This is a genomic window from Shewanella sp. Actino-trap-3, from assembly GCF_002836275.1.
Classification (GTDB): domain Bacteria; phylum Pseudomonadota; class Gammaproteobacteria; order Enterobacterales; family Shewanellaceae; genus Shewanella; species Shewanella psychromarinicola.
On the sequence record NZ_PJCE01000001.1, the window covers coordinates 4,233,233 to 4,258,227 of the forward strand.

The 24,995-nt window shown below is 42.3% G+C and carries 23 protein-coding genes and 1 pseudogene; 14 read left to right on the forward strand and 10 right to left on the reverse strand.

Annotation, left to right across the window (positions count from 1 at the left end; translation table 11 throughout):
* The first annotated feature begins 114 nt into the window (after window positions 1–114).
* The 8 genes from hemA to CXF80_RS18555 all read left to right on the forward strand — a co-directional run bounded on the left by hemA (window position 115) and on the right by CXF80_RS18555 (window position 8,010).
* Window positions 115–1,365: a glutamyl-tRNA reductase gene (hemA, locus tag CXF80_RS18520; RefSeq protein ID WP_101034365.1), complete on the forward strand. Its 1,251-nt coding sequence runs from the start codon at window positions 115–117 to the stop codon at window positions 1,363–1,365.
* Between the two features lie 14 nt (window positions 1,366–1,379).
* Complete coding sequence (gene prfA, locus CXF80_RS18525) at window positions 1,380–2,465, forward strand: peptide chain release factor 1 (RefSeq protein ID WP_101034366.1); 1,086 nt, start codon at window positions 1,380–1,382, stop codon at window positions 2,463–2,465.
* 9 nt (window positions 2,466–2,474) lie between these two features.
* A complete protein-coding gene (prmC, locus tag CXF80_RS18530) occupies window positions 2,475–3,329 on the forward strand; it encodes a peptide chain release factor N(5)-glutamine methyltransferase (protein ID WP_101034367.1) in 855 nt (284 codons plus the stop codon).
* Window positions 3,330–3,470: 141 nt separating this feature from the next.
* Window positions 3,471–3,866, forward strand: coding sequence for a SirB2 family protein (locus tag CXF80_RS18535; protein ID WP_101034368.1), 396 nt, complete (start codon window positions 3,471–3,473; stop codon window positions 3,864–3,866).
* A gap of 9 nt (window positions 3,867–3,875) precedes the next feature.
* Window positions 3,876–4,664: a transglutaminase family protein gene (locus CXF80_RS18540; protein ID WP_101034369.1), complete on the forward strand. Its 789-nt coding sequence runs from the start codon at window positions 3,876–3,878 to the stop codon at window positions 4,662–4,664.
* Window positions 4,665–4,852: 188 nt separating this feature from the next.
* A complete protein-coding gene (locus tag CXF80_RS18545) occupies window positions 4,853–6,100 on the forward strand; it encodes a DUF819 family protein (protein ID WP_101034370.1) in 1,248 nt (415 codons plus the stop codon).
* Window positions 6,101–6,117: 17 nt separating this feature from the next.
* A complete protein-coding gene (gene kdsA / locus CXF80_RS18550) occupies window positions 6,118–6,969 on the forward strand; it encodes a 3-deoxy-8-phosphooctulonate synthase (RefSeq protein ID WP_101034371.1) in 852 nt (283 codons plus the stop codon).
* 168 nt (window positions 6,970–7,137) lie between these two features.
* Window positions 7,138–8,010, forward strand: coding sequence for a DMT family transporter (locus tag CXF80_RS18555; RefSeq protein WP_101034372.1), 873 nt, complete (start codon window positions 7,138–7,140; stop codon window positions 8,008–8,010).
* Between the two features lie 34 nt (window positions 8,011–8,044).
* On the opposite strand, the gene CXF80_RS18560 is transcribed toward CXF80_RS18555, so the two are convergent.
* Both CXF80_RS18560 and CXF80_RS18565 read right to left on the reverse strand, forming a co-directional pair.
* Window positions 8,045–9,022, reverse strand: coding sequence for a ketopantoate reductase family protein (locus tag CXF80_RS18560; protein ID WP_101034373.1), 978 nt, complete (start codon window positions 9,020–9,022; stop codon window positions 8,045–8,047).
* Window positions 9,023–9,025: 3 nt separating this feature from the next.
* A complete protein-coding gene (locus tag CXF80_RS18565) occupies window positions 9,026–9,385 on the reverse strand; it encodes a VanZ family protein (RefSeq protein ID WP_101034374.1) in 360 nt (119 codons plus the stop codon).
* Window positions 9,386–9,724: 339 nt separating this feature from the next.
* Between CXF80_RS18565 and CXF80_RS18570 the strand changes: the two genes are divergently transcribed.
* Window positions 9,725–10,210: a YajQ family cyclic di-GMP-binding protein gene (locus tag CXF80_RS18570; RefSeq protein ID WP_101034375.1), complete on the forward strand. Its 486-nt coding sequence runs from the start codon at window positions 9,725–9,727 to the stop codon at window positions 10,208–10,210.
* A 590-nt stretch (window positions 10,211–10,800) separates the two neighbouring features.
* Window positions 10,801–12,837: an invasin domain 3-containing protein gene (locus CXF80_RS18575; RefSeq protein ID WP_101034376.1), complete on the forward strand. Its 2,037-nt coding sequence runs from the start codon at window positions 10,801–10,803 to the stop codon at window positions 12,835–12,837.
* 44 nt (window positions 12,838–12,881) lie between these two features.
* Here CXF80_RS18575 and CXF80_RS18580 read toward each other — a convergent pair.
* Window positions 12,882–13,202: pseudogene (locus CXF80_RS18580) on the reverse strand (GTP 3',8-cyclase MoaA); the annotation flags it as partial.
* A 951-nt stretch (window positions 13,203–14,153) separates the two neighbouring features.
* Here CXF80_RS18580 and CXF80_RS18585 point away from each other — a divergent pair.
* Both CXF80_RS18585 and CXF80_RS20575 read left to right on the forward strand, forming a co-directional pair.
* Window positions 14,154–14,531 carry a hypothetical protein gene (locus CXF80_RS18585; RefSeq protein ID WP_101034377.1) on the forward strand — a complete coding sequence of 126 codons (378 nt, stop codon included), beginning with the start codon at window positions 14,154–14,156 and terminating at the stop codon, window positions 14,529–14,531.
* A 129-nt stretch (window positions 14,532–14,660) separates the two neighbouring features.
* Window positions 14,661–14,873: a GDCCVxC domain-containing (seleno)protein gene (locus CXF80_RS20575; protein ID WP_101034378.1), complete on the forward strand. Its 213-nt coding sequence runs from the start codon at window positions 14,661–14,663 to the stop codon at window positions 14,871–14,873.
* An 823-nt stretch (window positions 14,874–15,696) separates the two neighbouring features.
* On the opposite strand, the gene CXF80_RS18595 is transcribed toward CXF80_RS20575, so the two are convergent.
* The 4 genes from CXF80_RS18595 to CXF80_RS18610 form a co-directional block, all read right to left on the reverse strand.
* Window positions 15,697–17,097 (reverse strand): AmpG family muropeptide MFS transporter, encoded by a 1,401-nt coding sequence (locus CXF80_RS18595; RefSeq protein WP_101034379.1) that lies wholly within the window; start codon window positions 17,095–17,097, stop codon window positions 15,697–15,699.
* A gap of 100 nt (window positions 17,098–17,197) precedes the next feature.
* Entirely contained in the window at window positions 17,198–17,530 is a 333-nt protein-coding gene (locus CXF80_RS18600; protein WP_101034822.1) for a hypothetical protein, read from the reverse strand.
* A 334-nt stretch (window positions 17,531–17,864) separates the two neighbouring features.
* Window positions 17,865–18,449 (reverse strand): peptidylprolyl isomerase, encoded by a 585-nt coding sequence (locus CXF80_RS18605; protein ID WP_101034380.1) that lies wholly within the window; start codon window positions 18,447–18,449, stop codon window positions 17,865–17,867.
* Window positions 18,450–18,507: 58 nt separating this feature from the next.
* Window positions 18,508–19,074, reverse strand: coding sequence for a YajG family lipoprotein (locus tag CXF80_RS18610; protein ID WP_101034381.1), 567 nt, complete (start codon window positions 19,072–19,074; stop codon window positions 18,508–18,510).
* A 230-nt stretch (window positions 19,075–19,304) separates the two neighbouring features.
* On the opposite strand from CXF80_RS18610, the gene CXF80_RS18615 reads away from it, so the two are divergent.
* Entirely contained in the window at window positions 19,305–20,372 is a 1,068-nt protein-coding gene (locus CXF80_RS18615; protein ID WP_101034382.1) for a DUF2804 domain-containing protein, read from the forward strand.
* Between the two features lie 188 nt (window positions 20,373–20,560).
* A complete protein-coding gene (locus tag CXF80_RS18620) occupies window positions 20,561–21,439 on the forward strand; it encodes a sterol desaturase family protein (protein ID WP_101034383.1) in 879 nt (292 codons plus the stop codon).
* Window positions 21,440–21,469: 30 nt separating this feature from the next.
* On the opposite strand, the gene CXF80_RS18625 is transcribed toward CXF80_RS18620, so the two are convergent.
* The 3 genes from CXF80_RS18625 to CXF80_RS18635 all read right to left on the reverse strand — a co-directional run bounded on the left by CXF80_RS18625 (window position 21,470) and on the right by CXF80_RS18635 (window position 24,709).
* Window positions 21,470–22,243 (reverse strand): class I SAM-dependent methyltransferase, encoded by a 774-nt coding sequence (locus CXF80_RS18625; protein ID WP_101034384.1) that lies wholly within the window; start codon window positions 22,241–22,243, stop codon window positions 21,470–21,472.
* A 119-nt stretch (window positions 22,244–22,362) separates the two neighbouring features.
* The gene (locus CXF80_RS18630) at window positions 22,363–23,304 is read right to left on the reverse strand and encodes a sugar kinase (protein ID WP_101034385.1); all 942 of its coding nucleotides are present in this window, start codon (window positions 23,302–23,304) and stop codon (window positions 22,363–22,365) included.
* 220 nt (window positions 23,305–23,524) lie between these two features.
* On the reverse strand, window positions 23,525–24,709 hold the full coding sequence (locus CXF80_RS18635; RefSeq protein ID WP_101034386.1) for a methyltransferase: 1,185 nt from the start codon (window positions 24,707–24,709) through the stop codon (window positions 23,525–23,527).
* Window positions 24,710–24,995 lie beyond the last annotated feature (286 nt).

Here is a 24,995-nt window from a genome sequence, read left to right on the forward strand (position 1 = left end):
ATAAATAAAAATTTAGACATTTATTCGGTTTTGTTAACCCAATTGTGTTTTTAGTTGGTTCAATTCAGTAGAATAGACTAATTAACGTCACCGAAAAGAACTTGATACTGTCAAATGAGCCTAGTAATAATCGGGATAAACCATAAAACCGCCACGGTAGATTTGCGTGAAAAAGTCGCTTTCTCTCCAGACCGCATTCATGACGCCATGAAAAGCTTGGCCAGTCGCACCCGCACGGGTGAGGCCGTTATTGTGTCTACCTGTAACCGAACTGAGCTGTATTGCAATAATGCCAATAAGGAAGACATTATTGAATGGTTAGAGGATTACCATAATTTAGACCATAGTGATTTAATGCCGTGTATCTACGCCTATGAAGAACAAGTTGCCGTCAAGCATTTAATGCGAGTGGCATCGGGTTTAGATTCTCTGGTGTTAGGTGAACCGCAAATTTTGGGACAGGTCAAACAAGCGTTTGTGAAAGCTAAAGAAGCTGGCACCATAGCGTTAACGATTGACCGTTTGTTTCAAAATACCTTTTCTGTGGCTAAAAAAGTGCGCACGGAAACTGAAATCGGTGCCGCAGCCGTCTCTGTTGCTTTTGCGGCAGTCAGCATGGCGAAACATATTTTCTCATCATTGAGCACCACTAAGGTGTTACTCATTGGTGCAGGAGAAACCATTGAGTTAGTTGCCAAGCACCTTAAAGATAACGGTGTCGCTTCTATGGTGGTGGCGAATCGCACACTCCAACGTGCCCAAGCCATGTGTGAAGAGTTTAATGCAACAGCAATTACCTTAGAACAAATTCCAGACTTTCTCGCTAAAGCCGATATCGTGATATCCTCTACCGCCAGTCCTTTGCCTATTTTAGGTAAAGGCATGGTCGAAAAAGCGCTAAAACAGCGTCGTCATCAACCTATGTTGTTGGTGGATATTGCAGTTCCAAGAGATATTGAAGCCGAAGTCGGTGAGTTAGACGACGCATTCCTTTATACTGTAGACGATCTGCATAGCATAATTGAACAGAACATGGCTTCACGTAAAGAAGCCGCCGAGCAAGCAGAATTAATTACTGAAGATCAATCACACTTGTTCATGGAGTGGATTAAGTCTTTAGAGTCAGTCAACAGTATTCGCGAATATCGCAGCCAGAGCTTGGCGATTAAAGATGAATTAGTTGAGCGTGCCCTGAATAAATTGTCTCAAGGCAGTGATAGTGAACAAGTGATACTAGAGTTAGCTAATAGGCTAACTAATCGTTTGATACACTCACCTACACAAGCGCTCACATCAGCAAGCCGTCAAGGTGATTTGAATACGTTAGGCCAATTAAGAACTGCGCTTGGTTTAGATAAAAACTAAGGTTAGCGAGCTAAATGAAAGAATCCGTTATCCGCAAGCTTGAAGGCTTGCTAGAGCGTAATGAAGAAGTATTGGCGTTACTCAGTGATGCTAGCGTGATAGCCGATCAAGACCGCTTTCGTGCATTATCCAAAGAATATGCTCAACTTGAAGATGTGGTAAAAGAGTTTACTGCATTCCAACAAGCCCAAAAAGATTTCGACTACGCCAAAGAGATGCTTGAAGAAGACGATCCTGAAATGCGCGAAATGGGCCAAGATGAGTATAAACAAACAAAGCAAGCGTTAGAGTTGCTCGAAGATAAGCTACAAGTTTTATTATTACCCACTGATCCTAACGATGATACTAATGCGTTTCTTGAAATTCGAGCGGGTGCAGGTGGTGATGAAGCGGCTATTTTTTCCGGTGATTTGTACCGCATGTATTCACGTTACTGTGAAGCCAACCGCTGGCAAATGGAAATCATGAGCGTTAATGAAGGTGAACATGGCGGCTTCAAAGAAATTATTGTTAAAGTCAGTGGTGACGGTGCTTACGGTAAGCTAAAGTTTGAGTCAGGTGGACACCGTGTTCAACGTGTGCCAGAAACCGAATCTCAAGGTCGTGTGCATACCTCTGCTTGTACTGTAGTGGTATTGCATGAAGTGCCCGAAGCCGAAGCTGTGTTGATTAATGCTGCTGATTTAAAAGTCGATACATTCCGCGCGTCTGGTGCGGGTGGTCAGCATGTTAACAAAACCGATTCTGCTATTCGTATTACTCATATTCCATCTGGCATTATTGTTGAGTGTCAGGATCAACGTTCACAGCATAAAAACCGTGCCCAAGCGATGAGTGTATTGGCCGCGCGTATTCAAGCTGTTGAAGATGAAAAAAGACGCAGCGCTGAAGAAACAACACGTCGTAGTTTAGTGGCCAGTGGTGATCGTTCTCAACGTATTAGAACGTATAATTACCCACAGGGTCGCGTAAGTGACCATCGAATCAACTTAACGCTATATCGCTTGAATGAAGTTATGGAAGGCGATTTAGATGTCTTGCTAGAGCCTATTATGCAAGAACATCAAGCAGATATGCTTGCAGCGTTAGCTGACGATTAAGGAGTGCTCTTGACTCAGTCTTCGTATTCAACGATTGCAGAAGTTCTACAATGGGCTTATTCACAATTAGCCGCAACCTCTGAATCTGCCCATATAGATGCAGAGGCACTGCTATTGCATTGTTTGAATAAAAAACGTAGTTTTTTATATACTTGGCCTGAGCGGCAGCTTACTAGTGATCAATTTAAAGCCTATAGCCAGATGATTGATAAGCGTCAAAAAGGGACGCCGGTTGCGCATATCATTGGTGAGCGCGAGTTTTGGTCATTACCCTTTATTGTTGATGACTCGACCCTTATTCCAAGACCTGATACCGAGATTTTAGTTGAAACAGCACTGAACTTAACAGTGCGTCACAATGCTAAAGTATTGGATTTAGGCACAGGAACAGGGGCTATAGCATTGTCTTTAGCATCGGAGCGACCTAAATGGCGCATTACTGCTATTGATAATGTTCTTGAGGCTGTCGAGCTTGCCAAAGCTAATCGCGGCAATCTTAATTTACTCGATGTGGAAATTATCCAGTCAGACTGGTTTTCTGCGGTTGAGCAGCGTGATTTTGATTTGATTGTGTCTAACCCGCCTTATATCGATGAAGCCGATGAGCATCTTCATTTAGGGGATGTTCGCTTTGAACCGCAAAGTGCGCTAACCGCAGGAAATGAAGGTTATGCTGATCTGTTTTACATTGCCGCTCAAGCGCGTGAACATTTACTTCCCGGGGGGTATTTATTGCTTGAACATGGTTATGAGCAAGCAATCAAAGTGCGTGAACAGCTCATCGAACTAGGCTATAAAAATGTTGCTACGGTGCGTGACTTTGGCAGCAATGATCGCTGCACGCTAGGGCAATGGGGTGATTAATATTCCTGCAATCAATAGGCGTTTCCCCCTCTCAAGATATAAACAACAAATAAATAACAACAATCGAGATATTGGTACACGGCTGATTGATAGCGTACACTAGCCGCCTTTTACTTTTACCTTCTCAATGAGACTTCATCAATGGAAACATTTTACAGTTTATATCCAGCGGTAAAGCATACTCACATGCTGTTAGTTGCCACAAGTGTGACCTTTTTTATTGTGCGTTTTGTTTTACATTTACGTCAGTCTCCTATTATGGAAAAAAAGTTTGTGAAAGTGGCGCCACATGTTGTTGATACTTTTTTACTACTGTCAGGCTTTACCCTTTGCTTTATGATCAAACAGTATCCTTTTGTCGATCCATGGATGACCGAAAAAATAATCTGTGTGGTGGCATACATTGCTTTAGGTGTCATGGCACTAAAATCTAACCGTAATAAGCTGTTTAAGTTTTTTGCTTTTATCGGCGCAATTGGTTGGGTAGTGTTAGCGGCCAAACTGGCTTATTTTAAACAAGTCGTCTTAATGGGTTAATTGGTTTTAATGGCAAAATATCTTCTTAATGATGCAGTTTCGATCCCCGAAACTGCATTTGAACTATCTGAACACCTTGGCTTTTCAACATCCAAATCTGCTATGTGGGCGTGGTATGAAATGGCCGGTTCAGTATTGAGTCACTATGTTGTTGACCAGCAAGCACGGCTTGATGGTCTGTTTAATTGGTTTTACAATGATCTCGGTTTTTGTGTTCGAGACGACTATTTTAGTGTCGAGGCAGCAGATTTAAGTTATTGCGTGTTAAAGCGTCAAGGTAACAGCACCACGCTATCAACATTGTTAATTTTATTGGCCAAGCAACTCGACATAACACTCGAGGCGGTTTTATTACCCAGTAATACGGTACTAAAAAGCCAGATAAATGATGTTGTTAGATACCATGACCCACTTACAGGTAAAGAGCTTAGCCGTCATCAGATGCACGCATTAGTGCGTGGTGAGCTGGGTAATGCAGCTAAATTAAAGCCCAGCCATCTAAAAACAGCTACACTAAAACGGCTAATTAGTCGCATGTTACATGAGCTAAAAGCGGGTTGTATTGTCAGTCATAAATATGAACAGGCAATGGAATGCTGTAATTTATTATTACAATGGCACCCTGACGATGTGCACCTTAATCGCGAGCGAGCTTTTATTGCCCAGCAATTAGGTTGTATTAAAGTGGCCATGTCTGATTTACAGCACTTCATTGATTTGAGTCCGCATGATCCGGTGATTGAACTGGTTAAGATTCAATTAAAGGAACTTAGTCAACATACGCAGGTTTATCATTAATCATTTGATAGTACTTGCTGCTTAGGCTGCTTTGGGTTAACTCAAAGCAGTTTTTATTCGCAGTGATGGTGTAGCTCGTTTATGCAGCGCTTACCTGTGAAACCATGCGAATTGAATCACAATTGATTTCACAATAATAATAACAATAACAACTAAAAATATAATGTATTTGTAAGGGAGAACACTGCATGACAACGTCAGCAATGGTGAGCAATGATGCCACCGCACTGGGTATACTCGCCGTTATTCTAGGTTTTGTTTTTTACACTAGTTCATCAACTCATCCTTTTTGGCAAAAATTCTATAAATACATACCTGCATTACTACTGTGCTATTTCTTACCCTCATTATTAAACACATTTGGCGTGATTGATGGCCATACATCACAACTGTATTTTGTTGCGTCACGCTATTTATTGCCAGCCTGTTTGGTTTTATTGATTTTAAGTGTCGATTTAAAAGCCATTCTGAGTTTAGGTCCTAAAGCGGTTATTATGTTTTTAACCGGTACTCTAGGGATTGTCATTGGTGGACCGATTGCATTATTGAGTGTGTCAATGATCGACCCATCACTGCTGGGTGGTAATGGTCCGGATGCCGTTTGGCGCGGCATGACGACCTTAGCGGGTAGCTGGATTGGTGGTGGTGCAAACCAAGCCGCGATGAAAGAGATTTATTCGGTCGGTGGTGAGATATTCTCGGTAATGGTGACGGTAGATGTCATCGTGGCCAATATCTGGATGGCTGTATTGCTATTTATGGCATCGAAAGCCAAAGAAATTGATGCCAGAACTGGCGCCGATACTAGCGCAATTGAAGCACTGAAACAGAAAGTCGAAAAGTACCACGCAGAAAACGCACGTATTCCTTCACTTCGCGACATTATGTTGATTGTGGCCGTTGGGTTTGGGGTGACGGGCTTCGCCCATTTTGCGGCCGATTTCTTGGGGCCGTTCTTCGAAGCCAACTATCCATGGACCGAAGATTACAGTTTAACCTCTAAATTCTTCTGGTTAGTGGTGATAGTGACCACCGTTGGTTTAGGTCTTTCATTTAGCCCGGTTCGTCATTTAGAAGCCTCTGGTGCCTCTAAAATTGCCTCGGCATTTTTATACATTTTAGTCGCGACCATTGGTTTACATATGGACGTGTCTAAAATAATGGATACACCGATTTATTTCCTAGTCGGCATAGTGTGGATGTTAGTTCACGCAGGATTAATGTTATTGGTGGCTAAGCTTATTAAAGCGCCATTGTTTTATATGGCCGTGGGCAGTCAGGCAAACGTTGGTGGAGCCGCATCAGCCCCTGTGGTGGCGGCAGCATTCCACCCTGCATTAGCACCTGTTGGGGTGCTGTTGGCAGTATTCGGATATGCATTAGGTACTTACATGGCTTGGCTATGTGGTCAGTTATTACAAATTGTCGCAGCGTAATGCGCTAAGAGGATCAAATGGATCAAAAAATTATTCAGTTATCTCATAACGTTCAAGTCGCTAACGATAAGCCGTTCGTTTTATTTGGTGGTATGAACGTACTTGAGTCGCGCGACTTAGCCATGTCGATAGCGGAGCATTATGTCGAAGTGACTCAAAAACTAGGCATTCCCTATGTGTTTAAGGCGTCTTTTGATAAAGCCAATCGTTCATCGGTTAACTCATACCGTGGTCCAGGAATGGAAGAAGGCTTACGTATTTTTGAAGAAATAAAATCAACGTTTAACGTGCCAATTATCACCGATGTACACGAAATCCATCAGTGTGCACCTGTGGCTGAAGTGGTTGATATTATTCAGTTACCTGCATTCTTAGCCCGTCAAACCGATCTTGTGGTGGCGATGGCCAAAACCGGCGCTGTGATTAATGTGAAAAAACCGCAGTTTTTAGCGCCACATGAAATGCGTCATATCATTACTAAGTTTAACGAAGCCGGTAATGACAATATTATTTTATGTGAACGCGGCAGCAGCTTTGGTTACAATAACCTCGTTGTCGATATGCTAGGCATGGACGAAATGAAGCAAACAGGTTACCCGGTGATCTTTGATGCCACCCATGCGCTGCAACGCCCTGGTGGACGTAGCGATTCAGCGGGCGGACGCCGTGCACAAGCAACCGAGCTTGCGCGCAGTGGTATGGCATTAGGCTTAGCGGGCTTATTTATTGAAGCGCATCCAGATCCTGACAATGCAAAATGTGATGGTCCTTGCGCGTTGCCACTGCATTTATTGGAGCAATACCTCACGCAGATGAAAGCAGTTGATGACTTGGTCAAATCATTTGAGTTTATTGATACCAGCAAGTAAACCATCAATGGCATTGAATAACTGAAACACCGGCGAGTTGATTTTTAATCAATTAGACATTTAATCAGTGTCTTTTAATGGTCGTAAACAGTAATCTAATTGCCCTTGTATAAGCCCTGACTTGTTACCAAGTTTCAGGGCTTTTTTATGTAAAGAGCAATAATAAATATGTGGATCATGTTTACCTTTCTCGCCGCGTTTATGCAGGCGTGGCGCAATGCATTTCAAAGTAAACTCAGTAAAGACGTGAGTATTGCTGGGGTCACATTAGCGCGGTTTATTTGGGCGGGCCCAATTGCCGCTGGTTACCTTTTTGCTTTACATCAATATCAACCCACAGCAATGCCAGAATTTAGTGGCAGCTTTTGGGGCTTTGTTATTGGTGCATCAACCATGCAAATACTGGCAACAGGGCTAATGGTTAAGCTATTTAAAATGCAAAACTTCGCCATAGGTGCCGGTCTTGCCAAAAGTGAAGCCTTAGTAGCCGCAATACTGGGTGTATTGTTTTTTGGTACTCAACTTTCGGCGTTGGGTTGGATGGGGGTCATTGTTGGTGGTCTTGCGGTGATGTTGCTTAGCAGCAAACAAGGCTTTAAACATTTGTCGCTTAAAACGGTGTTGTTAGGCCTTGCGTGTGGCAGCGCTTTTGCGCTGACATCATTATGGGTAAGAGAAGCCAGCTTAACCTTACAAGGCCCGTTTACGCATCGCGCTGCGTGGGTATTGTTGTGGGTGATAGGTTTACAAACCATAGTGCTAATAGGTTATTTACTGGCTAAAGATAAATCGACCTTAACCGCGTTGTGGCAACGACCCACATTAACCTTATCCATTAGTGTCACCAGTTGTATTGGTTCTATCGGCTGGTTTAGCGCCATGTCATTACAGGCGGTACCTTATGTCAAAACATTAGGCCAAGTTGAGGTGTTTTTTACTCTGATTATTGCGACATTTTGGCTTAAAGAGAAGGTTAAAATTAATGCTGTGGCTGGGTTATTGTTAATCGCCATTGCCGCGATTTTAGTGATGTGGAGCTAATTACCTCGAGTCGAGATTCGTTATCAAATTGCATTCAAGATTGACTGAGTTGTAAAACCTTGTCGACTAAAGATTGGTTGATGGGTACGTTAAGGTGATCCAACTTAGCTTGCTGGCAAATATAGCCATTAATCTCATTAATTTCAGTTGCCCTATTGTGGGCAATATCCTGATACATCGATGAAAAGTTTGCTGCTGTTAAATCGATTACCTGATAAACCCGTGCGCTGATGGCAGCCTTATCTAACGTGATGCCATCATATTTAGCCACTTGTACTAGCTCATCGATAATGGCGCGGATCTGTGGTTGATATTCTGCTCTGGCTAATTGGCCATTGGCACAATGGTTGAGTGCCGTGAGAGGGTTTATCACCGCATTAATCGCCAGCTTTTGCCATAACACAGGTAACACAGGCTGATGCCATTCAATAGGTTGATTGTCACAGTGTAGATTAGTTAAGCGCGCCTTTAGCTTGGCCGATATAAGCGCTCCACAATAATGCCCGAGTTGTGTCACGCCAAAACCGCTGTGTTTCACCTGCCACTGGCTTAGTTTTAACGCCGCTTGGGATGTCGTGCCTAAGCTTAATCCTTGGCCTTGGTGTTTTGCCAACGCAGCAGCGACAGGCAAGTGCGGGCCTAAACCATTATGCAGTAATACAATATGGCATTGAGGTGACAGTTTCACTAATAAGGGGATAAGCGCTTGCTCTACTTGATAGGCTTTAACACACACGAACAGTAATTCAATTCGTACTAAGCAGTCATCATTAGTTCCCAATATTGTCGCTAATGATTCATGAGTGTGCTGCGTGTGGTCAATAAAACTTAGCGGCTGTTGACGAGTCAACTTATCTCTACCAATAAACACCACATCGTTTGCTTGAACTGCTTGAGTATTAACACTCAGTTTGTGATACACCAGCTGTCCAATCGCACCCGCACCCAATACGGCAATATGCGCAGTATTGTCAGGTGTGGATGGCGGTGGCAACCTTGATGTTATTCCCATGGTCTATGCACGATTCGCTTTTAATTTACGGTATTGAGTTATTGAAAAATGCAGTAAGTAAAACAGTGCAATACCGACAAAATCGGCAATTACATCGGCAGCGGATGCACTGCGGTAAGGTAAGCGAGATTGGATCAGTTCAATTAACACAGCATAGGTAGCCAAAGAGGTACACAAAATATACCAACGGGGTTTGAAAGCGTAATGCGCAAGATATGCAAGGGCAAAAAAGCTGCCTAAATGGCCTACTTTATCCATATTAGCAAAAGCCTGCGGGTAATTTGGTTTTGAAAAAACAAGATAGCTAGTCACAATGACAGCGACAACTAACGCAAGTTTAAAAATATTTTTATAAGTGATCACGAGCGTAACATCAGCCTTGTGAAACGAGAATATTGCTAATAATAAGAAACCTGTTTTAAATTGTCACTAATTAACCTCTTTGGAAAGTAATAATTGTGCCATCAGGGCTATGTTTACGCTTGAAAATGATAAATGCTAAACCGTTAAACTCAATCACAATGGGTGTTTAAGCCAGATTATCAATGAAAATAGCTTGTTAATGATTTTTTGTTAATTAATCTGGGTTAGTGCTCAATAACTTCGCTAATGGATCTCAGGTTGTACTCTACTATCCTGATAATGACTCCTAGTGTAAAATAGTCGTATATACATTTGTGATGAACCAAAGAGGAAAGCAACATGCCATCTATGGATATTGTGTCGGAAGTTGACGAAGAAGAATTACGTAATGCGGTAGAAAACTCACGCCGTGAAGTGTCTGGTCGATTTGATTTACGGGGCAAAGAAATTGAAATTGAGTTGAAAGACAATGTCGTTACCTTAAAATCAGAAGACGATTTCATTTGTAAGCAGCTAGTCGATATTCTGCGCATTCAGCTCAGTAAACGTAACGTTGATCCATCTTCAATGGAAGTTGACGACAAAGCGGTTCACAGCGGCAAAACCTTCAGTTTAAAAGTGAGCTTTAAACAAGGTATCGAATCACTGATTGCCAAAAAACTAGTCAAAGCCATCAAAGACAGCAAGCTTAAAGTACAAGCTGCCATCCAAGGCGACTCAGTACGGATCACTGGCAAAAAGCGCGATGACCTGCAAGCCGTCATGCGCTTAGCCAAAGAAGCAGAACTCGGCCAACCCTTTCAGTTCGATAACTTCAGAGACTAATCCTGAAGTGATTAATGCTGCACTGACAAGTACTATAGAGATAACAAAGCCGATACGGGAAACCCTGTCGGCTTTTTTGTTGAATTGATTGAATCAATTTCATTAAGTTTATTTAGGATATGGCCTGCGGCCACTAACGTCGTGGCGTGTCGCCCATACCAGACCAAGAGGACATTAACGGCTATTCCCTCCTTAATTTTTATAGCAGAATTGGCCCAGCTGCCCCGCAATATTCCCCCTATTGACTTAAACAACAGATGCGAAAAGGTCGTGGTGCTTCGCCCACACCTGTGCCAAGGGGTAAAGTTGTTAAATCCCTTGGCAATCCCTCTGCGCCCCAGACGAAATTGTGATCCTTGCCATTATTCGAAATAGCCTAACGGTTCCAATGAGGAATCGATGTTATCTGCTCGTTAGGGAGTTCATCACTATCTCTTTGGACAATTTTCACTGCAGATTAAGGGGGGCCGGCAATTAAGCGAGTCGATACTCTACTGTTTAGTAAAATAAAATGTGAAAATCTAATGATATTCGCCTATACCTATTGAGTGCATAATTTTAATACACTTAAGATTTATATGGAGATAGGTATGTTGTCACTTAATAGAATAGTCGCGCTTATTTTTTTCTGCCTAGTATTAACGGCCTGTGGTGGGGATGATGGAGACGAGCCCATTTGCCCGTCAAATGTTCCTTGTGAACTATTAAATAATGGAACGGATTCCACTTCAGGTGAAGCCGTTACCTATGAGGTAGCTTTAAGTATCACTGATGCAGAAGGGAACAAGATCTCATCTATTTCTTCTATTCAACCTGGAAAATTAGTCGCGACAATAAGCGGCACGGCTGAGCCTGTTATTGTGACATTTAGTAGCACCTTAGGAGACCTACCAATAACGACAGCGGTAACCGATGCCGATGGGAATGCGACAGTTGTCATCTATTCGGGTACGTCACTTGGCGCTGGGACAATAACTGCGGCTTTGGTTACGGGCGAACAAGATACGGCTATTTTTGTGGTTGGTGCGACCAACTTGGAGATGGGTAGTGGTGACCCATTACAATCAGGTATAGCTGAAGTCAGTACAGACTCGTTGTCTGCTGGTGGTACAGCGAGTGTGTCAGTGACAATTGTCGATGAACAGGGGATGCCTTTTAAGGAGGCTGTCGATGTTGTGTTTAGTTCTAGTTGTTCCCAACTATCTACACCGCGGGCAGAGTTGAGCTCTCCAGTCATACTGGTAAATGGCGTTGCGACAAGTACCTATCTCGCTAAGGGTTGTGTTGGAGATGATGTTATTAATATCAGTGCGAACGCAGGAGGGGTAAATCTATTTGCAACCGGAGGCATCAATGTTCTGCCTGCAAAAGAGGGTAGTGTGATATTCGTTTCTGCTACTCCGAGCAATATTGGGATTTTGGGTTCTGGAGGGAATGAATCATCGACGGTTATATTTAAGGTGTTAGATACGAATGGCAATCCAGTTAGCAATGCTGCAGTAAGTTTCTCCTTGAATACTGATGTTGGCGGAATACAACTGCAGCCCGCAATGGCATCAACTAATGGTTCCGGTATGGTTCAAACTGTTGTGACATCCGGAACCGTAGCGACTCCGGTCAGAGTCACCGCCGTTGTTGATGGCACAGACCCATTAATAACAAGTCAGTCAAGTACATTGGTTGTTTCTACAGGAATACCGGATCAAGACAGTTTCTCTCTTTCAGCTGAAATATTAAATCCTGAGGGCTGGGACTATGATGGAGAAAAGGTGACGCTTGTAGCGAGGTTAGCCGATGCTTTTAATAATCCTGCCCCTGATGGCACGGCAGTTTCGTTTACCGCTGAGGGAGGTAAAGTCGGTGCCTTTTGTGTAACGACGAATGGAGAGTGTAGTGTAGATTGGTTCAGTCAGAACCCCCGCCCGCTGAATGGTCGTGCAACTATTTCGGCAACAGCTATTGGAGAGGAATCGTTCCCTGATTCAAATGGTAATGGCCGTTTTGACGCTGATGAATTTATGTTATTCAGTGGCAATGGCGTCGATGGTAAAGCATATGATATGGACGAAGCCTTTAACGACTACAATGAGAATCAGGTATACGATAAGGATGCCTTGGAGGAGTTAATTGATTTTGATAATGATGGTGCATTTACCCAGCGAGATAGTTTATATAACGGTGTGTTATGTAGCGACCCTGTACACAGTGGGTGTGCCGATGGAGTTTCTAATTCTAAGTCAATCAATGTTCGTAGTAACCTAGTGCTTGTCATGTCGGGAAGCACCGCATATGGGTCAAATCTGCTTGTGACTGATAGTAGCGCTGATAATAGTGATGGTACGTTGGATCTCTATAATACAGAGTCAGGCCAGGTTTCGCTGAATATAATGGATATCAATGGGCAACAAATGCCTGCAGGTACTAAAATAAATATTACTGCTACAGCAGGAGTCGTTGTGAGTAAGAATAGTTACATTTGGCCTTCGTCTAACCGTATCGGTGGCCTTAGCTTTGGCATAATAGTTAAAGGCGAAGAGGAACCTAACTCTGGGGCTTTGTTGATTGAAGTGCTGACGCCAAACGGAGTCGATACCTTGGTGGCAACGGTACCAATCACGATTCACTAGATATGTGCAATTGGTCATAATAAAGGGCGCATTAGCGCCCTTTATTATGCAATAGATCCACCACCTGTGGCATTCATAAACCGCAGGATCTGGGTTTGACCATTGGGATCAAAGTGATGATCTTTTGGCTTATGCTGTATGTCGTCTAGAATAGCGGTTTTGAGTTTTTCGATATCATCAGCAAACTCTCGCAAAATAGCTTTTAAATCGACAGAATGCTCATTGCCTAGGCAGAGTAATAAACGGCCTTCAACGGTCACGCGTACCCGATTACATTAGTGGCAAAAATTATTGCTGTGCGGTGAAATAAAGCCACCGTGAATATCGCTACCCGGCCGGCGTGGGGTATAGCGAGCTGGGCCGCCAAAGAGTCAACATGGCCATATATGGACGCTCCCGGTGAGTCAAGACAATACTCTGCTCACCCAAGGATTTTGACCTTAGTTTTCTTGTTAACCGCTCACTCTTGTTATTGCTTTTGAGGCGACTCATTTACCGCTAGAAGCGGTTGTACTGCCCTGATGTTTATAAAAGATTCGGGCTAACAGTCTAGCTGCGCCCCTAATGAAATCCGTACCACTGCGCCTGTATATGTGAAACACCCATGCGGATTAGGATTACCCTAACCTTGGCCTACTCGGGCTAGCACTGATTGGACTGAGCCATTTTTTCATCGTTAACAACAACCTTGGTGAGTTTTTAATGTGCTATTTCAACGACGGCCACAATGGTTATTGGTGCTGATGAAATTAGTCAAAGTATGCCATTTATTGTATCTATGGATGTTCTTAGTTTTTTTGTCGTTATTTGTGTATATTGACTTGGCTTATAAGCAAGTATCTAAACCCTATCAACACGCAGTTTGGTTGCTTTTATTTATTGGTTTATTATCCATACAAGTCACTCAAAATGACAAATAACCGTTGGCTATTTGCTCCTTCGTCGCTTATTTTTGCCAACCATTATTTACCTCTTAATGGGGCGTTGAACTAAGCTGCTGCGCGGAGCCAAATGAGGACTCAATCGAGTATATTATCCGCATTGGATCCGCTAGACTAAAAAAAGATGTGATGGTTCACCACAATGACAAGGGAATTTCAATGAAACACGTACAAATCAAGCCACATAATCAGTTTGAAACAGCTCTACAGCCAAGAGCCAGCATCAAAAAAGCAAATTCCTATAGCATATTACGTTAAGTAAAGACGTTACCAATTAATCTGGACTAGGCATCGGCTAAATCCAACAAGCGATTTATGCGTCGCAAACAGCGCAACCCATAAATACTAAAACGTTAGTTTAAAAGGAATTACATCATGTTTTGGCAGATATCTTTCTGGATATTAGTGGCATTAATAGTCTTACCGTTACCGTTTAAAATTTATGAATATGCTACAGGTAAGGATAAAAGCTCAATTGGTGTAAAAATAGAAGAAATGTCTAATGCACTTTTTATGGCTGTAGGACTAATTGCTTTCTATGGTTACTTAAATGATCAGGTTTATCTTTTTCCAATTTTCTGGATTACATGGTTAGTAATCTCCGTGATATGGTCTGTCAGCGCAATGTTTTGGTCACCTAAACTAACCTATGCAACTGAAGTTATGGGTAAGACTAAAATGCGTATATTTGCAGGTATTGGTTTGGTTTTATATTCACCATTATTTTTGGCCGTATACTTTTACGCAATTTAAACATAGCACATATGAGCCAACTTTTTGCAAAGAACAAAGACACAAAAATGTATCCAATTTACTCTGCTTCTTATGCGGGCGTTATACGAATAGCGAACATAATAAGCAATGCGTAACCTGAAGGTGAATATGATTGATATAACATTAGTTTCACAACTTAAATGCCCTGAGTGTGGATTTGAAAAAGAAGAGGTTATGCCTACAAATGCTTGCCAGTATTTTTACGAATGTACTTCTTGTCACGAGGTTTTAAAACCACTGAAAGGTGATTGCTGTGTTTATTGTTCATTTGGTACTGTTAAGTGTCCGCCAGTTCAAGAAGGAAATGATTGTTGTAAATAATTCGTATAACACATATGAGCTTTCCGTCAGTCAATAGGCAGGCTTAACTTATTTGGCTGCTTGTGCAGTCAAACTCAAATCAATCAATAATTAAATCAATAAGTAGGGGCCGGGTAACCTTTATTCACCGCCCTTAACCTGACAGTCAAAAAAGCTTTTTTCCAGGAATTAGCAAAAATAATGACATACCACATGCTGTGACTGACAGTGTTTGTCGATACCTGCTGGGCATACTTTCCCTAATGCAAATCGTCACTTTAAACGCGTTAACTCAAACGTGTTTCTGTGCAAAAGTGAGCCAGCTCATTAGTTTTCATCTTTTCCAGTATAGCCCTTACCTGCAGATAACTATGATGTTTAATCGAAGATAGTTAAATTACCGATGCATATGAGTCAGCGAGCATCCAAAACAGGGCGAAGTTTCACGGTGTAAACGTTTTGAGCGAGAGGCATGGATGCCGAACTGGCCGTTTAACAAGGATGTTATTGGTTTTGGTTAAGCCCACATGGATGCTTATTTTAAAAATCAACAGCCGGCGTCTCGCTTAATCATCTGCACTAAGGTCGCTTTTTCACATCCCTGTGATCGCGACATTCGCTACTTCCTGTAGATCACCTGCTGCAGGCAGTTAGTTACAGTGAATTCATAGTGTAGATAAACTTAGCCAATGTTAATTAGGCTAAATTTATCAAACCTGTAACTCTCTTTTGGGTCGTGCAGGGTGGAACCTTGCGGCCTTAACCCAAACGAAGTTTGGAGGTATAAAAGAATGACAACAAACTGGTCATACAGTTGCTACAGTTGTGGTTTACCCACATCCGTTCACACATCAATCGAACCATCAGATGATGCTAGTTTCGCTGCAATCACTTGTTTTTGCGATCGATCAACCAACACCACTAACAACAACACCGGAAAACCAATCAAACTCGCTGCAACAAAGAAATTGATATAACCAAAAGCATCAACATACAAACCCGAAAATCCAGCGATAAACTTAGGAAACAACAACATAATCGACGACAGCAAGGCATATTGTGTTGCGCTATAACCCGTACTGGTCAAACTCGACAAGTAAGCAATAAACGCCGCAGTCGCAATACCGGCACTAAAATTATCCACCGATATCGCCAAGGTTAAAAACGGCACGTCATAGCCAATATACGCTTGCCAAGCAAACAGCAGGTTGGTGACCGCGACTAGCAAGGCGCCCAAGAACAGAATTTTCATGGTGCCATAGCGCATGATTAATACCCCACCAAAAGCGGCACCGACTAGGGTCATGATCAACCCATAGACTTTACTGATAAAAGCGATTTCTTCTTTACTAAAACCGATATCGACATAAAACACATTGGCCATAATGCCCATGACAATATCTGAGATGCGATAGCATGAAATTAACAACAAAATCAGAATGGCGCTTTTGCCATGACGTTTAAAAAAGTCAATAAAAGGCAATACGCTGGCACTGTATAGCCAAGCTAATGCTCCGGCGACTTTTGCAGGATACTTGGCAGAAAACTCCGCCCTTAATTGGCGTTCTTTATCGTCAGCGTATTTAGTATCAACTTGAGGTTCTTTACTGCATAGGGTGGTAATAATGCCAATGCCCATTAACATGGCCATAGCAAAGTACGCCGTTTGCCAAGCTTGTAGGTTATAAGCATCATTACCTGGTGATACCCAAGCCGCGATGGTTAACGCACCAGCAGTAGCAATGATCATCGCGCTGCGATAGCCCACTTGGTATGCAGCGGCTAGCGCTGCTTGCATTTTTTCTGGAGCGGATTCAATCCGAAAAGCGTCGATTACGATGTCTTGAGTGGCAGAGGCGAAGGCTAAAAGCAGTGCACATAACGCCAGACGGTCAAGATTAACCACCGGATCGCTAACCGACATGCCGAGAATGGCACCCACTAAACACAGTTGTGCAAATAGCATCCAGCCACGTCGTCGGCCTAAAAAGCGGGTGAATAAGGGGAGCGACATGCGATCAACTAATGGAGACCATGCCCATTTAAAGGCATAAGTCAGCGCTATCCAGCTAAAGTAACCAATCGCGGCTCGATCGATACCCGCTTCACGTAACCAAAAACTGAGGGTCGAAAAAACGAGCATTAAAGGTAAGCCGGCAGAAAAGCCCATCAAGAGTAATATCAATACTCGTTTATGGTAATAAACCGATAATGCTTCACGGGTACGAGACAAAAAAACCGACATAAGCCAACTGGATGAAGGAGAATGGCTATAGCTTAAGTTGCAAGGGGCTTAGGTTCAAGCCATTCGAAGAGTTTATTCTATCAGTTTGGATTAATTAACCTTAAGGTCTGATGCCAATACAGCGATGTGGCACATTACCGCCAATATTGATGTAGTCGCAACATTCATGAACCTGCTGGCGTAAATACTGATTACCTTTAATGGTCCAACCAGACCAATGATCAAAACAATACAGTAAGTGCCAAAACACTTTTTCGGTATCGCTAGGTTGCTCGGTTAATTGATTGGGATGGTTTGATATAAATTGCCATTCTTCCAACACATCCCACATATACAGTTGTATTTCTTTGTAATCTAGCTGATTGTCTAAAAAAGCTTTGCCGTAATAGGCAAGCTGTGGGGCTTTGGTTTCAATAAAATCATTAGCCGTCATCATAAGTGCGTCCTTGAGTATTTGGAATGCGGTTGCGAATAATTGCGCAGCTAACTGAGTGAGTGAATAAAATAGAGTATAGACGTTAATAACGTTGTTGAAGGTGAAAATCTTAAAAAAAGTGTTATTTTGTCATTCTATAGTGCTATTAGTTGATTTATAAGCTAGTAAAAATATACAGGGTAATAAGAAATAGCATCATCATATGAGCTAAAGATAGTCTTATTATTAATGATAATGATGCTGGTATTGGTTAAAGGTGCTCGTGGGTAAAAAGCGAATACCGATGGTATGCGCGCATTACCGTCGATAGGTATAGACGAATAGCAGGAGATTAGTGAGGCAGTAAGGTGGCCTTTTTTAGCATAACAGTATTTACCGGAAAATCGGGCCAGTTTAGCGTAGTGTTATTTTCAGTCGGTACCAATGAAATAGCTTCTAATACCTCCATTCCTTGAGTCACTTCACCAAAAACAGTATAGCCCCAGCGACGTTTAGACGGGTCTAATTTGGTATTGTCAGCCAGATTGAAGTAAAACTGCCGTGTTGCTGAATGGGGGTTGTTATCTCGAGCCATTGCAATTGAACCAAGAGAATTTGATAAACCATTGCCAGATTCATTCACTACGGGATCGTGTGAAGGGCGTTCTTCTAGTTTAGTGGTTAACCCACCGCCTTGAACCACAAATTCGGCAATGACACGATGAAAAATCGTATTATCATATTCGCCTTTAACCACATAGGTTAAAAAGTTATCCACGGTAAGCGGTGCACGGGTGCGATCTAACTCAACCACAATTTTTCCCATTGAGGTGTCAAACTCAACTTGCGGATATAAGGTGTTTTTTTGAATATCAACCGCGGCATGGGTGTGTAAACTGGTTAATAGCAATAGACATGTGGCTAGCCATTTCAACATAATCTTCAGTCCTTTTATTGACATCTTTCGATGCCAATACGTGATAGCGCGAGTTGGGTTAACGTTGAATAAACTGGTGTAATTCTTCATCATTAAGCATTTCAGTGGTAAGTTTATCAACTAGTTTGGTGATATCTAATTCAAGCGTTGCAAAATCAGGGCTTAACGGGCCTTTTAAATAACCGTTAGCATTATACGATTTAGTGAATTCTTGCTGTGAATTTTTAGCCAATACGTTGATCACTAAGCGTGTTTTTGATTCAAAACTGAACGTGGTATCAGTGACATCAGCCAACAAATAATTTAGCTGAAACTGTACTGAATTACGTGCGGCAGGATCTATGACATAACCCGCTTTTTTTATCCCATCACGGAACAGCTTTTCCAGTTGTTGACGGATCGGCTCACTGGCGCTCACCAATCTAGGCGCTTTGCCTTCTTCATTAAAACGCACCACAAAGCTTGCTTCGCGAGTGTCGATGGTGTCTACCATCACAGGGAAATCCGCTTCAGTTTGTAACTGGATCCGACCCAGAGTGGGATTAAGACCAACATGAGTCGGTTCATGACTGGCGCAAGCTGTTAACAATAATGTAGACAGTAAAATAGTGATTAGTAACTTCATGAGACAACAATAACGAGCAATAGGTAGATAAATCATACCAGAATTTGTCTGGGTTTCCAGTATCGCTAGGGTTATGTTGTTATTAAAGATAACTCAAGTTATGTGCGTCACTATGCATACCGGTGTAACTAATAATCAATATTCCGTTTGCCCCCCCTTTTTACTGAGAGACACGGCATCAATGTTACTCGGTTGTTGACATTAATGACTGATCAATTCAGGTTAGTGTTATGCAACTTAAGTCAGATAAACAATGTGATGTAGGTAATGTAATGCAACATAAACAACCACAATTGGCTCCAGATAAATTGATCAATACTAATGGCCAGCCAGTATTTGGCCTATTTGATGGGATTATTGATTCACTCAATGTTAATCAATTTGTTTATTCGACGGTAATGGACAAACCCGCATCGACATTGGCTAAGCATTTCGATTTTAAGCAGTTCCAGTTTGTTAACATTATTACCCCTCATTATATTATTGCTGTTGCGATTGCCGATATTCGTTATGTCGCCAATGGTTTTTGTTACCTTTATGACATTAACACCAACAAGCTTACTCAAACGCAATGGTTAACCCCGCTAGGGCTTGGGTGCCAGTTAAGTGATTCTCCAAAACGTGGGCGCGCCGAGATTGGCCGTAAACAAAAAGGTATTGTTATTGATATTGTCGATGGTCAATGGCAAGTCGAGATTAATCTTGCAGACATACAAGCCAATTTACGTATTCAACCTGCGCCATTGAGTTTACCCATCAGCTTGTGTACTCCAACAGGTTATAACGGATGGACCTATACTCAAAAGCATAATGGCTTAGCCGTAACGGGGCAATTAACCATTCATCATGAACCGCAGCCTTTACAATATGCGCTGGCGGGTTATGATTTTTCGGCCGGATTTATGCGCCGCGAAACCAGTTGGCGTTGGGCTTCCATCAATGCCCAAACTGAAGACGGTGTTATTGGGTTGAATTTGGCGGCTGGGGTTAATGAAACTGGTCAAACCGAAAATGTCATGTGGGTAAATGGCGAGCGTCACTTGCTGGGCGGCGCGCAGTTTAATTTTAATCGACACTCACAACAAGATGTGTGGCATATCACCACCAATGATGGTCAAGTTGATTTGCATTTTAGGCCGTTAAATCAACGCAGCGAAAAGCTGAATTTAATCTGGTTAAAAAACAATTTTAGACAATACATTGGTTATTTTAGCGGGATGATTGGCGATAATAATGGCAAACAATATCGCTTAAAAAACCAGCTAGGCTTAACAGAAGATCATTTTGCCAAATGGTGATGACGACTAACGGTGTCGACTAGATAAGTGATTTTTTAGTCTATGGTCTATGGCCTATTAAAAACGGATTATTAAAAGCGGTTTACTAAAATGGGTTGTGCCGGAAGAGCGATTTGATTAGGAATGCGAAGTAGCGAAGCGTTATTACAAACGTTGTTAAAATAATAATAAATAGAAATGGATAACATATGGACATGGATTTACTGATAGCTCACCCAGAGTGGTTATTACTGGTGTTAGCGCCGATTTTTTTCGGCTGCATTTTATTGGAGTGGTGGTTTGGTGTTCGCGCCCAGCGATTGCCGAGTAATGCTCAATATCGCCCCGGCGAAGTGTTGTGTAATTTTGTATTGGCAGGCATGCATCAAGTGGCGGATATTATCGCGGGCTTATTGATTGCGAAGATCTATTTACACTTTTTTGGCTGGCGCTTATTTGATATCGAAATGACCCTATTCAGTTTTGGATTACTGATTATTGCCCAAGACTTTTGTTATTACTGGTTTCATCGTGCTAGCCATCGTATTCGTTGGATGTGGGCGGCGCATGTGGTGCATCACAGCTCTGAAAATATGAATTTCACTACTGCATTTAGACAAAGCTTAATGTATCCACTGGCGGGAATGTGGCTGTTTTGGTTACCGTTAGTGGTGATTGGCTTTGATCCTAATTGGGTGGTGTTTGCGGTGTTGCTCAATCTTGGATTGCAGTTTTTTGTTCATACCCAAGCGATTAAGTCGTTAGGGCCGCTAGAGTTGATTTTTAATACGCCGTCCCATCATCGTGTTCATCATGGGCGCAACCCACAATATATCGACAAAAATTATGCCGGTGTGCTGATTATATGGGACAAAATGTTTGGTACGTTCGAGCCTGAGATTGAAACTGTGGTATACGGTATTACTAAACCGGTAAACAGTTTTAACCCGATAGTGGTGACATTTAGCGAATGGCGCGAGATGTGGCGTGATGTCACCCAAGCGCAATTATCTCTAGGGCAGCGATTACGAATATTATTTGCACCGCCCGCAACCCATCAACAGTCTGCCACTAAAACGGATATTTGAGCCCACTGTAAACAGGATTCAGGCTGATACTTACCCCACTTTGCTTGCTTTAATAGAGTAAATCAGTGGGATGAGGTGGCCTTGATGTTTTAGCTGGTAACCTTTACCTGCCACAAACTCCAAACCTTCGACGCAGTTGTAGGGACTGTAAGGATGCTCGTTAAAGGCTTCGATGCTGAGCCCCGCATTAATGAGTGCGCTAATGACTTCGCTTATCGGATGTGGCCAAGTGACTACCGTTTCAATTTGGTCGTTGTGGTTTTCGGTGTAGGTTACTTCATCTTCGATATCCGGTTGTGTCTGGGGAAAGTATCCATAACCACACAACACATCATTAAAAGGGTGGAACTCAACCAAATGAAATTCACCGCCTGGACGTAATGCTCCAGCAATGGTTTGCGCCCAGCGGGTTAAGTCTGGTAACCAAGATAACACTCCATATGAGGTGAATATGATATCGTATTGCTTGGTATTGTTTTCACCAAATTGATAGATGTCCTGGTTAATGAATCTTGCCGATAATTGCAATTGGGCCGCTAGTTGCTTAGCCTTTGCTATCGACTCGCAGGATAGGTCTACGCCAGTGACATTGGCGCCAAGTCTTGCCCACGATAAGCTGTCTTGGCCAAAGTGACATTGCAGATGAAGCAAGGTTTTATTGTACACATCGCCGACTTGCTCAAGCTCGATTGGATTGAGTGATGACTTGCCGTTAACAAAGCCATTAAGGTCGTAAAATGTTGAGTCGAGGTGGATTTGAGTTCGCTGGTTCCATGCGTGTTTATTGATGGCTAAATAGTCCATGTTCAATGTCTTCTTATTACTTTTATAGGGTAAATGGTCCAAATGACTCAATAATATTACTTGGTTTAAAGCTAAAACACGAATGACTCAATAAGCGACAAAAGATGTCTCTTTAGCTGTTATAGCATGATTAATTTTTGACGTTCAATAAATTGATGAAACTCAATTTTAGGGGCCATAGCCCCTTTGTGCTGAATAACAAATCCTGCCGCTTGTGAGGCTAATTTAATGGAGGTACTGATATCAACGCCAGTTAAGCGCGCGCCTAAATACACCCCGTTAAACGAGTCACCCGCTGATGTGGTGTCGACAACATTTGTCACAGGTATGATCGAGAAATGCTGTTGCTGGCCATTAATCACATAGTGAATGCTGTTTTTACCGTTTTTAACCACCAGTTCGTTAATGGCGTAAGGCTGGCAGAACGCAATGATGTCTTCAACAGAACGAATACCGTAAAGTTGATTAAAGTCATCAACACCTGGGAGTACGACATCGGCCACACTAAACGCAATATCAAACTGTGCCTTTGCTTGGTCTGGACTGTGCCACATTCTTGCGCGGTAGTTAGGGTCAAATACAATACTGACACCCGCTTGCTTACATTGTTTAATCAGTAACCAAAACGCTTCGCGATCTTCTTCTTTAATAACCGCTAAAGAAATGCCTGAAAAAAACACCATATCCGCCTGAGAGATTTTACTGATGGCTGCATCGTCAATAAATTGCATCACTTGCCGTGCTGCGGAGTCGCTGCGCCAGTATGTAAAGCTACGATCGCCTTTACTGTCAGTTTGTATTGCATACAGGCCGGCAATTTTGTCAGTGCTTTGAAAGACTATATCGGTATTAATTTTTTCATCTTCAAAGCGTTGCAACATGGCCTGGCTAAAACTATCTTGGCCAATGGCTGTGACTAGGTGCGTGCTAATATCGCTAAAGGTGCGCTTAAGGTAAACCCCAGTGTTATACACATCACCAGCAAAAGATTGCTGTAAGCTGGTGGCCGTTACACGCTGTAATTCGACCATACACTCACCAAATAAAAAAATACTTTTCACGGTTATAACTTCCTTTTTAACGTAAAAATAACGTTTACATTTTCTTAAAGACGACTTTGTATTGGTTAATTTGCGTATTAGGTTAAGTTGGAAATGCTTTAGTGGACATTCGCTCTAAGGTCTGCAAAAAGCCATTCGTAGACCGGGTTGTCGCTTTATCAACATGGCTTCAGCCTCTTGGTCAAGCGACTGAAGGGCTCACTGTCAGTCGTTAATAGGGTTATTTTATCGCTTGTAAAATTACAAATTTACCATTGGATGCAACCGTGGTGCAGTTTTTAAAAATGCGGTTTATTTTAACGTGATAGGCCAAATGCCGGTTGCCGACGATATGTAATAAGCCACCTTTCTTTAAACGTTTATGGGCGTCAACAAACATTTGCCAAGCGATATGGTCGGTAATGGCTTCACCTTGATGAAACGGTGGATTGCATATCACTAAGTCTGGCTCAACATCTGTTGGCAAGTTACTCAGGCAATCGTCCCAATGGAAAAAGGCTTGAGGCGCCGCTGGGTTTTGACTATCTGGTTTTTGGGTCTGAGTGTTTGGGGTGTGAGTCTCTAAAGCGTTAGCTTGCCAATTATGCTTGGCCGAGGCTATTGCCATATCAGAATCATCCACAAAGTGAATATGCGCATCGGGATAACATTGCTTTGCGTGTAATCCTAAAATGCCGTTACCGCAGCCTAAGTCTATAATGTGGTTGAATTCACCTTTGGGCATGTTGTCGAGCATAATCCTTGCGCCGATATCGAGTTTATTGGCAGCAAATACATTAGCAAGATTACTCATAGTGAGTTTAAGCTCATCGACATTCCAACTCACCGCTTTTGCTAATGGGCGTTGTTTGCCATCGCTAATACAGCTGATAACCCGTGTGTTTTTCCACGCTAAACTGGCTGAGGCTGGGCCAAGGTTTTTTTCAATACTGGCCAGCAATGCTGGATTAATTGACTTGGCTTTAGCCCCAATCAGGACTTGGGTTCCTGCAGGTAGCACTGTGGATAAACGCGCAAGTTGCTGGCTAAAGTAGTGTAGGTTTTTCGGCAACTTCATCAGCACTAACTGAATATTTTGCGGCAATGTATCGCGGCTATTTAACCAATGTATGTCGCTTGGTGCCAGTTTGTTGTGTGATAAATTTTGCTGACAGCCCAGTAAACTGGTTTTTGCATCCGTTTCGACAAGCAATGTACTGTTTGGATTTTGGGTTACTAAAGCACACGTCAGCGCACCAAAATTGTCATTAAGGATGGCGGTAGTGGTTGCTGTTATTTCGGCGTCGATTAAATATTTGATTAGGTGTTCATCAGCGGCATCCCATGCTTGTAAGTTTGATGCTTGTTGGCTTGGATAACGAAAAAGCTCAAGCTCTATACCTGAACAAGCAAATTGGGTTGTCATAACGGTGTTACCTAATAAAAAGAATATCGATAAAATAGCCAGATATTATCTCAGATAACACCTAGCAGCGCGAGGCTTAGACTTAAACAAGTTAATAAGGACAATTAGCCTAGTGCCGCGATTTTATCGGTTATCTGTCTTTCCTCCTGAAATAGCTATTTTTAGACTCCATGTTGAATTTTTAATATAAACAAGGTGATATAAATATTCTGCTTTGATGGTAAATCATTATTCGGTAAAAAGACTCATGCAACAGAGATAATTGCTATTAACGGTACGGTTGAGT

Excerpts from the sequence above, each read along its gene's own strand:
- hemA (WP_101034365.1), top strand. The coding sequence starts at position 115 with ATGAGCCTAGTAATAATCGGGATAAACCATAAAACCGCCACGGTAGAT.
- prfA (WP_101034366.1), top strand. The coding sequence starts at position 1,380 with ATGAAAGAATCCGTTATCCGCAAGCTTGAAGGCTTGCTAGAGCGTAAT.
- CXF80_RS18535 (WP_101034368.1), top strand. The coding sequence starts at position 3,471 with ATGGAAACATTTTACAGTTTATATCCAGCGGTAAAGCATACTCACATG.
- CXF80_RS18540 (WP_101034369.1), top strand. The coding sequence starts at position 3,876 with ATGGCAAAATATCTTCTTAATGATGCAGTTTCGATCCCCGAAACTGCA.
- CXF80_RS18545 (WP_101034370.1), top strand. The coding sequence starts at position 4,853 with ATGACAACGTCAGCAATGGTGAGCAATGATGCCACCGCACTGGGTATA.
- kdsA (WP_101034371.1), top strand. The coding sequence starts at position 6,118 with ATGGATCAAAAAATTATTCAGTTATCTCATAACGTTCAAGTCGCTAAC.
- CXF80_RS18555 (WP_101034372.1), top strand. The coding sequence starts at position 7,138 with ATGTGGATCATGTTTACCTTTCTCGCCGCGTTTATGCAGGCGTGGCGC.
- CXF80_RS18560 (WP_101034373.1), bottom strand. The coding sequence starts at position 9,022 with ATGGGAATAACATCAAGGTTGCCACCGCCATCCACACCTGACAATACT.
- CXF80_RS18570 (WP_101034375.1), top strand. The coding sequence starts at position 9,725 with ATGCCATCTATGGATATTGTGTCGGAAGTTGACGAAGAAGAATTACGT.
- CXF80_RS18575 (WP_101034376.1), top strand. The coding sequence starts at position 10,801 with ATGTTGTCACTTAATAGAATAGTCGCGCTTATTTTTTTCTGCCTAGTA.
- CXF80_RS18585 (WP_101034377.1), top strand. The coding sequence starts at position 14,154 with ATGTTTTGGCAGATATCTTTCTGGATATTAGTGGCATTAATAGTCTTA.
- CXF80_RS20575 (WP_101034378.1), top strand. The coding sequence starts at position 14,661 with ATGATTGATATAACATTAGTTTCACAACTTAAATGCCCTGAGTGTGGA.
- CXF80_RS18595 (WP_101034379.1), bottom strand. The coding sequence starts at position 17,097 with ATGTCGGTTTTTTTGTCTCGTACCCGTGAAGCATTATCGGTTTATTAC.
- CXF80_RS18600 (WP_101034822.1), bottom strand. The coding sequence starts at position 17,530 with ATGACGGCTAATGATTTTATTGAAACCAAAGCCCCACAGCTTGCCTAT.
- CXF80_RS18605 (WP_101034380.1), bottom strand. The coding sequence starts at position 18,449 with ATGTTGAAATGGCTAGCCACATGTCTATTGCTATTAACCAGTTTACAC.
- CXF80_RS18610 (WP_101034381.1), bottom strand. The coding sequence starts at position 19,074 with ATGAAGTTACTAATCACTATTTTACTGTCTACATTATTGTTAACAGCT.
- CXF80_RS18615 (WP_101034382.1), top strand. The coding sequence starts at position 19,305 with ATGCAACTTAAGTCAGATAAACAATGTGATGTAGGTAATGTAATGCAA.
- CXF80_RS18620 (WP_101034383.1), top strand. The coding sequence starts at position 20,561 with ATGGACATGGATTTACTGATAGCTCACCCAGAGTGGTTATTACTGGTG.
- CXF80_RS18625 (WP_101034384.1), bottom strand. The coding sequence starts at position 22,243 with ATGGACTATTTAGCCATCAATAAACACGCATGGAACCAGCGAACTCAA.
- CXF80_RS18635 (WP_101034386.1), bottom strand. The coding sequence starts at position 24,709 with ATGACAACCCAATTTGCTTGTTCAGGTATAGAGCTTGAGCTTTTTCGT.